A 7,807-nucleotide genomic window follows, 5' to 3' on the forward strand; every position below is an offset into this window, starting at 1 on the left:
GCACTGATAAAGACCATTCAGACGGTCTTTCGCGACATCCGCTCCGACGCCTTTGGACACCGGGGCCTCGCAAGAGGGCAGGAAGCGATGACCATCCTACGGAGCGAGATACCTAGTTCAGGATAGGAAGGATTGCTTCCCACGGACGCGGCCACGGAACTTTTTGTCTGGCGCGCGATTGCGGCGAAGGTCAAATCATCGTGACATCGAGCGGATCCGGCTCGTGGCGCCCTCGCAGCCCGCTTACCATCGGCCTGAGGCTGGACGGGCGTGGCCTTCGTGCTCCATTTGCAAGCCCTCAGCCTTGATCGGTTTGTCCGGCGTCGAGTTCCGACCGTGCTGCCGGCACTCGCAGGATCACGGTCGTGCCAGCCCCCAGGACGCTCTCGATTTCGACGCTTCCGCCGTGCTCCGTGGCGAAATGCTTCACCATCGGCAAGCCTACACCGCCCAAGCCCTTGCCCTTCGTGGTGAAAAATGGCTCGAAGGCACGGGCAACGTTCCCTGGGGTCATTCCGATACCTCTATCGACGATGCGAAGCTCGATAAGGGCGGCACGGCCTTGAACGGCGGCGGCGTCGATCGAGATCAAGCCGCCGCCCGGCATCGCGTCACGCGCGTTGAATACGAGGTTCAGGACCGCATTCTGCAGGCCCAGGCGATCGCATTTCGCGCGAGGCAGGTCGGATCCAACGCGGACCTCAAACTGGATATGCGGCTCGCATGCGCATCGGACGAGGGCCTCGACCTCGGTCAGGCAAGCACTTACGTTGGTTTCCTCGACCTCACTATGGCTCTGTCGAGCCCTGCTTATCGTCTCCCGGACAAGCGCGCCGGCTTGCAGCAAGGCCGTCTTGGCGCTGCCGATCGCGGGCTCGAGTGCTGGCGCAACCGAGACGCCGGGGTCCCGCGCGATGCGGTTTAGCGCGGATAACGCGATCTGGATGAGATTGCCCAGATCGTGAACGGTGCCAGCCGACGGCTGTTTCGTTTGGAGGTCGTGCCGAGCGGCTTCGGCGGATGAGTCACGGACATACTCGCCCGCTGGGTCTGCTTTTGTCTCGGCATGTAGCATCTCAGCCCCGTAAGTTGGCTAATGGCCTCTGTTTCCAGGGACGCTATTTCGACGGGCCTTTGCCATCGATTGGATCGAGGGAGAGGGCCGACCATACCACGGTATATGTCTTTGCTGCAGATATCGTTGGATCAAGCCGGTTCGATCGGTGCCAGGACTTTACTGAGTTGGTCGTCCGCTTGTCCGAATCCTGGCCGACAATGCCCACAGTATTGGTCCTTGCCGCCCGCTCCGCCCCTGACCGATCGATGCCTCGTGGCTAGCCTTCGCCTCTCGTCGGCTAGGACTCCCAGTCTCCGAATGCATCCGCCCTAGACCTTCGCATCGGAAGACCGATGCCTCCGTAGAATAGTTCAGCCGGCAAGCTCGAAGCATTCTTCCCTGCAACAGGTCACGTTCCAGTCGCAAGGAGAAGGAAGTGCAAAGGATTACGAAAATTTTGATGCTCGCCGCGGCGTTTGCCGCTTCGGGTGACGCCATGGCCCAACCCGCGGGCCAGCAGGTCAAGCCGACAATCGTGCTGGTGCATGGTGCTTTCGCCGAATCGTCGAGCTGGAACGCGGTGATCGCCGACCTCAACAAGGACGGCTACAAGGCAATCGCCGCGGCCAATCCTCTTCGCAGCGTCGCGAGCGATGCAGCGGCGGTTTCGGCCGTCATCCGCTCGATCTCGGGACCGATCGTGCTGGTCGGCCATTCCTATGGCGGGCCGGTCATCACCGAGGCAGCCAACGGAAAGAACAATGTGAAGGCTCTCGTCTACGTGGCCGGGTTTGCGCCCGAAACGGGCGAGTCCAGTCTCACGCTCTCGGCGAAGTTCCCAGGCAGCACGCTGGGCGACGCGCTGCTGCCGGTGGCGCAGGCCGACGGAGGCCAGGACCTCTATATCCAGTCGGAAAAGTTCCACCAGCAGTTCGCGGCCGACGTGCCTGCGGCCGAAGCCAGCCTGATGGCGGCGACCCAGCGTCCAATAGCGAAAGCCGCCTTGGCGGAGCCGTCCAGCGAAGCCTCCTGGAAGACGATTCCCTCCTACGCGATCTATGGCTCAGCCGATCGAAATATCCCGCCTGCGGTCATGAAATTCATGGCCGAACGCGCGCATGCCGTGAAGACCGTGGTCGTCGATGGCGCCTCCCACGCCGTGATGGTTTCGCATCCCGACGAGGTCGCCGCGCTCATCGAGGACGCCGCCTCAGCTCGGTGAAGAGCCTGTGACGGCCGGCATTCCGTTCCGCAACGCAATTCAGAACGCAAGATAGGAGTTTGGACATGAAAATCGTCATCATAGGCGGCACAGGACTGATCGGTTCGAAGACCGTCGAGAGGCTGCGCAAGAAGGGTCATGAAGTGCTCGCCGCTTCACCGAACAGCGGCGTCAACACCGTCACGGGCGAAGGCCTGACGGAAGCTCTCGCCGGGGCGCAGGTCGTCGTTGATCTCGCAAATTCGCCGTCGTTTGAGGACAAGGCCGTTCTGCAGTTCTTCGAGACCTCCGGTCGGAACCTCCTCGCAGCAGGCAAGGCGGCCGGCGTCAAACATCACATCGCACTCTCGATCGTGGGCGCCGAGCGCCTGCCCGATAGCGGCTACCTGCGCGCCAAGATGATGCAGGAAAAGCTGATCCGGGAGTCTGGTATTCCCTACACCATCGTTCATTCGACGCAATTTTTCGAATTCCTGGGCGGCATCGCCCAGTCGGCAACGGTCGGCGATACCGTAACCCTTCCGTCTGCCTACTTTCAGCCGATCGCATCGGACGACGTCGCCGACATCATGACGGACGTGGCGCTCTCCGCCCCGATCAACGGCACCATCGAGATCGCCGGGCCTGAGCCGATCCGCATGAGCGATCTCGTCGCGCGGTTCCTGAAGGCGACCAAAGACCCACGCAAGGTGATCGGGGATCCCCACGCGCGCTATTTCGGCACGGAACTGGACGATAGCTCGCTGGTCCCCGGTGACCATCCACGCATCGGAGCGGTCCGTTTCGAGGACTGGTTCGCCCACGCCCCGCTCCCTCGACACTGATCCCCCCGCGGCCGCGCATCGTCCGATGACGCGGGTCCAGCTTCAACGCGAAAAGAGCGAGCCTATGAAAGACGACTTTTCTTCCGCCGCCGGAGCATCGCGCCGAGACATTTTGTTAGGCGCACTCGCCACCACTGTGGCAACCGGCCTCTCCATAGCTGCGCCCGCGCAAGCAGGGCGGGCGAAAGACCTTTCCTCTCTCAGACCAGACAAAGGACCCAAGACCATGAGCACCATCACCACCAAGGACGGCACTGAGATCTACTACAAGGACTGGGGTCCGAAGGACGCTCAGCCGATCGTCTTCCACCACGGCTGGCCGCTCAGCGCCGATGACTGGGACGCGCAGATGCTTTTCTTCGTCGCCCGGGGATATCGCACCATTGCCCATGACCGGCGCGGGCACGGCCGCTCCGCGCAGGTGAGCGATGGTCACGACATGGATCACTATGCCGCCGACGCGGCGGCCGTGATCGAACATCTCGGTTTGAGGGGCGCCATCCATATCGGCCACTCGACCGGGGGCGGGGAAGCGGCCCGCTACGTCGCTCGCCATAGCAAGGGGCGCACCGCGAAGCTCGTCCTCATCGGCGCCGTGCCGCCGATTATGGTAAAGACGCCGGCCAATCCTGGCGGCCTTCCAATCGAGGTGTTCGACGGGCTGCGCAAGTCGCTCGCCGACAATCGGTCCCAGTTCTACATCGATTTCCCGTCGGGGCCCTTCTACGGTTTCAACCGACCGGGCGCGAAAGCGATCCCGGGCGTCATCCAGAACTGGTGGCGGCAGGGCATGATGGGCAGCGCCAAGGCGCATTACGAGGGCATCAAGGCCTTCTCGGAAACCGATTTCACCGACGACCTCAGAATCGTCGACGTGCCAACTCTCGTCATGCATGGCACGGATGATCAGATCGTGCCGTTCGCGGATTCGGCACCTTTGTCCGCAAAGCTCCTGAAGAACGGTACGCTCAAGGTCTACGAGAACCTGCCGCACGGCATGTGCACGACCCATGCCGAACTGGTGAACAACGACCTTCTCGCTTTCATCAAGTCATAGGCTCACGCCGTACCGCCAGCGAGAGCCTGCCGTCGGCTGTCCTCCCCTTCGGCCGGCGGCCCCCAATCACTCAAATCGCGACTGGAGCCAGACAGTGATCAAGACCATCCTCTGCAGTGCAGCAACCGTAACGATTCTCGCAAGCACGGCACTTGCCCACGATACGATCGGCGAGAACGTCAAGCTTGTCTACGACCAGCCGCTGCCCAACGTGCCAGGCAAGAGCATGCGTGCTGTATTGGTCGAGTACGCGCCCGGCGGCACGTCCTCGGCACATACGCATCCAAAGTCGGCCTTCATCTACGCGACCGTGCTTGAAGGCGCGATCCGCAGCAAGGTCAACGATGGGCCGGTCACGACCTATCACGCCGGCCAAGGCTTCTCCGAATTTCCAGGCGACCGTCACGGCGTCAGCGAGAACGCCAGCGCGACTGAGCCTGCCAAGCTGCTTGCCGTGTTCGTTGTCGATACCGACGAGAAGGAACTGACCACACCCTCCGGTGAATGAAAGCCTCTGGATCGGTTCGACAAAGGAAACGGCCGCCGCCGGAGCATCCGGCGGTACGGTTGATAGGATAAGGATGGCTGCGATGCTTAAAGAAAAACTAGGCGATCTGAAGTCGCCACGTCTTGTAAAGATGAAACCATACTGCAGCATATTCGACTGCAGCCTGGCCGATCACATCGCCCTGATCGAGTCCGGAACGCCGTTCGAAAGGGAAGGCTTCAGCCTGAAGAAGAAAAGAGCTGCATCGGCGGGTCGACTTCAACCATGTAACGCGCAAGGGCCCACGTCCCGGCGCTGATGCTGGATAACGCAGAAATCCTAACCGAGAACGTCGCCATTCGCGATTGGTTCGCCGCGGAGCACCCAGCTTTCGGCGTTCTGAGAAGCTTTGGCCGAATACGCGTTCTGGAAAAGCTGTCTTTCATCGATACCCGCCAGGAGCAAAGCAATGTCCGCATTTGACAACAAGGTCGTCATCATCACCGGTGGAAGCTCAGGCATCGGTCGCGCAGCGGCGCTTGCATTTGCTCGGCAAGGCGCAAAGGTGATCGTAACCGGCCGCCGAGCGACGCCGCTAAAGCAGACCGTCGCCGAGCACCCGAACATTGTCAGCCTCGTCGCCGACGCTGCGGAGCCTGAAGATGCCTCCCGCACCATCGCCAAGGCAATCGACACGTGGGGTCGCCTCGACGTGTTGGTGAACAATGCCGGCGCGGGTGCTCTTCTGTCCCTGCATGAAGCTGCCGCTGAGCAGGTCGCGAGCATATTTGCCGTGAATGTCGTCGGTCCCAGCCTGCTGGCGGCGGCAGCACTCCCGCATTTGACGGCGACTAAGGGAGCGATCATCAACATTTCGAGCACGTTCGGTCATAGGCCCGCGGCTGGGCTCTCCCACTACGCCGCCAGCAAGGCGGCGCTGGAACATCTGACCCGCTGTTGGGCGCTCGAGCTCGCGCCTGAAGGTGTGCGCGTTAACGCCGTCGCCGCCGGCCCGACTGAATCCGGAGCGCTGACCGGCATGATGGGGCTCTCCCCGGAGCATGCTGCCGTCATTGAGGAAGCGGAGCGCGCGCAGATACCGCTCAGACGACGCGGCACGCCGGACGACGTCGCCAGATGGATCGTCCAACTGGCCGATCCGGCGTCCGAGTGGGTGACTGGGCAGGTGATCGCCGTCGACGGAGGCCTGGGCCTCACATGACCTGCCTACTTCAGATTCTAAGGGCCTTGGCGGACCATGACTTCCGCCTGTTCCCCCTCTGCCCGAAACCCTGTTGGAGACCATAGAGATGAACGGCACCGGCAGTCGGATACTTGCAGGAGTTTTGGTTCCCGATACGCCGCTCGTGCAGCAGGCTCTCGATCATACGAGCCAGGAAAGCGAGCCCTATCTTTTTAATCACGTCGTCCGTTCCTGGTTGTTTGCGGAGCGGATCGGACAGCTTCGCAACATCGATCACGACGCGGAAGTCGTCGCCGTCGGTGTGCTCTTGCACGATCTTACGCTTAACCAGCGCTTCAACGGTCCGCGCCGGTTCGAAGTTGAAGGCGCCGATCTGGCTCGGGCCTTCGCGAGGCAAGCCGGTGTCGACGAGCACCGCGCCCAGTTGATCTGGGACAGCGTCGCTCTCAACTCGACGCCATCGATCGGTCTCTACAAGGAAGCGGAGGTGGCGCTCTGTACTGCCGGGATCTGCCTGGATGTCGTGGGTCTGCAATATGAGATCATTCCAGCCATGGAGATCGCCAGGATCGTCACGGAGTTTCCGCGGCTCGACATGAAGCGGCGCATGACCCAATGCTTCTGCCACATCGCCAAGACGAGGCCCGAAACGACCTACGACAATTTCATTCGGGATTTCGGTGAACGCTATGTCCCCGGATACCGAGCTTCTTCTTCCGTCGATCTCGTAGCGAATGCGCCCTTCGACGAATAAATGCAGCAGGCAGAACAAGTTCGCTTGAGCTATCGCCTGACGGGGCCGCCAGAGCAATTCCGGGAAAAGTGTGAAGCGGTTGGCCGTTAGGAATTGCGCAAATCAAAGAGATAGCGCGTTCGCCGTTTCCGTGAAAACGGTGAAACGATCTCGTCGTCGACGAGTTGCAATTCTGGCGCGCTAATATCCCACTAACGGTTGCTGCCCCGTTCAGGCCACGGTCTCACGCAGTGGCACGGGCAGTGTCTCCCAGGCCCGGATCAGCTCACCGATGGAGGCTGCCTCCATCTTGCGCATGACGTTGCCGCGATGCAGCTTCACCGTCACTTCGCTGATGCCGAACTCGAAGGCAATCTGCTTGTTGAGGCGTCCGCGCGCAACGTGATGCAGGACCTCGCGCTCACGGGGCGTCAATGTCTGAAGGCGTTCGACATTTCGCTTGACCACCTCTGCCTTCGCCCGTCGCGAGGCGTCCATCGCAATGGCCGCGATTACGGCATCGAGCAATGTTTGGTCCCGTACCGGTTTGGTAAGAAAATCCACTGCGCCGGCCTTCATCGCCTGAACCGTCATCGGTATATCCCCGTGACCAGTGAGAAAGATGATTGGCTTCGGGTTGCCATTCTGGGCCAGATGATGCTGCAGATCGAGACCGCTCGCCCCTGGCATGCGCACGTCAAGGATCAGGCAGCCAGGTTTTTGTAATACGTCGGCTTGGAGCAATTCGCGTGTCGAGGCAAAGCAGACCGGCTGGAAACCTGCCGACAGAATTAACTCCGACAGTCCCTCCCGAACCGCTGCATCGTCATCGACAATGATCACGAGCGGCTGCTCCGCTTGGACTTTGTGCGGTGACGGTGCCGATCTCGGTTGGAGCGGCTGGTCAACTCTCATCATTACCCTCCATTTCTCGATCGTTTAAGGCGTTGGCAACGGCAGCAAGCAGGGCTTGACCGTCGAAAGGCTTGCGAAAAAAACCGCTGATGCCCTGAGCGCGAAACTGATCCGCTATCTCGTGGCGGCCGGTGATAAGGAACACTGGCAACTCCGGACGAGCCTTCTTCACAAGGTCGCGAAGTTCGAAGCCATCCGTGCCAGGCATTCCGATGTCGGTGATGAGCACGTCTACGCCCGACAGCCTGCGGTCGAGCAGCGATCCCGCCGACGAGAAGCACCAAGCGACATAACCCGCGGATTCCAGC

9 protein-coding genes are annotated in these 7,807 nt (G+C 61.2%); 6 read left to right on the top strand and 3 right to left on the bottom strand.

Annotated features, from left to right (window positions below; all coding sequences use genetic code 11):
• Nucleotides 1-298: 298 nt before the first annotated feature.
• Nucleotides 299-1,075 carry an ATP-binding protein gene (locus tag EOA28_RS17675; protein ID WP_128315094.1) on the bottom strand — a complete coding sequence of 259 codons (777 nt, stop codon included), beginning with the start codon at nucleotides 1,073-1,075 and terminating at the stop codon, nucleotides 299-301.
• A gap of 442 nt (nucleotides 1,076-1,517) precedes the next feature.
• Here EOA28_RS17675 and EOA28_RS17680 point away from each other — a divergent pair, with 442 nt between their 5' ends.
• From EOA28_RS17680 to EOA28_RS17705, 6 genes are all read left to right on the top strand, one after another.
• A complete protein-coding gene (locus EOA28_RS17680; RefSeq protein WP_128315095.1) occupies nucleotides 1,518-2,279 on the top strand; it encodes an alpha/beta hydrolase in 762 nt (253 codons plus the stop codon).
• 65 nt (nucleotides 2,280-2,344) lie between these two features.
• Nucleotides 2,345-3,103, top strand: a complete 759-nt coding sequence (locus EOA28_RS17685) for an SDR family oxidoreductase (RefSeq protein ID WP_128315096.1) — start codon at nucleotides 2,345-2,347, stop codon at nucleotides 3,101-3,103.
• A gap of 226 nt (nucleotides 3,104-3,329) precedes the next feature.
• A complete protein-coding gene (locus EOA28_RS17690) occupies nucleotides 3,330-4,160 on the top strand; it encodes an alpha/beta hydrolase (RefSeq protein WP_348527541.1) in 831 nt (276 codons plus the stop codon).
• Between the two features lie 94 nt (nucleotides 4,161-4,254).
• The gene (locus EOA28_RS17695) at nucleotides 4,255-4,668 is read left to right on the top strand and encodes a cupin domain-containing protein (RefSeq protein ID WP_128315098.1); all 414 of its coding nucleotides are present in this window, start codon (nucleotides 4,255-4,257) and stop codon (nucleotides 4,666-4,668) included.
• Nucleotides 4,669-5,056: 388 nt separating this feature from the next.
• The gene (locus tag EOA28_RS17700; protein ID WP_245501545.1) at nucleotides 5,057-5,869 is read left to right on the top strand and encodes an SDR family oxidoreductase; all 813 of its coding nucleotides are present in this window, start codon (nucleotides 5,057-5,059) and stop codon (nucleotides 5,867-5,869) included.
• An 88-nt stretch (nucleotides 5,870-5,957) separates the two neighbouring features.
• Nucleotides 5,958-6,605, top strand: a complete 648-nt coding sequence (locus tag EOA28_RS17705) for a hypothetical protein (protein WP_128315099.1) — start codon at nucleotides 5,958-5,960, stop codon at nucleotides 6,603-6,605.
• Nucleotides 6,606-6,815: 210 nt separating this feature from the next.
• Here the strand turns inward: EOA28_RS17705 and EOA28_RS17710 are convergent, their stop codons facing one another.
• Nucleotides 6,816-7,499 (bottom strand): response regulator transcription factor, encoded by a 684-nt coding sequence (locus EOA28_RS17710; RefSeq protein ID WP_128315100.1) that lies wholly within the window; start codon nucleotides 7,497-7,499, stop codon nucleotides 6,816-6,818.
• Nucleotides 7,489-7,806, bottom strand: coding sequence for a response regulator (locus EOA28_RS17715; RefSeq protein WP_245501546.1), 318 nt, complete (start codon nucleotides 7,804-7,806; stop codon nucleotides 7,489-7,491). Before EOA28_RS17715 ends, EOA28_RS17710 begins: the two co-directional genes overlap by 11 nt.
• Nucleotide 7,807 lies beyond the last annotated feature (1 nt).

The sequence above is a fragment of the Mesorhizobium sp. M2A.F.Ca.ET.067.02.1.1 genome (genome assembly GCF_004023285.1).
Taxonomy (GTDB): domain Bacteria; phylum Pseudomonadota; class Alphaproteobacteria; order Rhizobiales; family Rhizobiaceae; genus Mesorhizobium.

Bases quoted from the DNA above. Each gene is read 5' to 3' on its own strand.
- EOA28_RS17675 (WP_128315094.1), bottom strand. From the start codon at position 1,075: ATGCTACATGCCGAGACAAAAGCAGACCCAGCGGGCGAGTATGTCCGT.
- EOA28_RS17680 (WP_128315095.1), top strand. From the start codon at position 1,518: ATGCTCGCCGCGGCGTTTGCCGCTTCGGGTGACGCCATGGCCCAACCC.
- EOA28_RS17685 (WP_128315096.1), top strand. From the start codon at position 2,345: ATGAAAATCGTCATCATAGGCGGCACAGGACTGATCGGTTCGAAGACC.
- EOA28_RS17690 (WP_348527541.1), top strand. From the start codon at position 3,330: ATGAGCACCATCACCACCAAGGACGGCACTGAGATCTACTACAAGGAC.
- EOA28_RS17705 (WP_128315099.1), top strand. From the start codon at position 5,958: ATGAACGGCACCGGCAGTCGGATACTTGCAGGAGTTTTGGTTCCCGAT.
- EOA28_RS17710 (WP_128315100.1), bottom strand. From the start codon at position 7,499: ATGAGAGTTGACCAGCCGCTCCAACCGAGATCGGCACCGTCACCGCAC.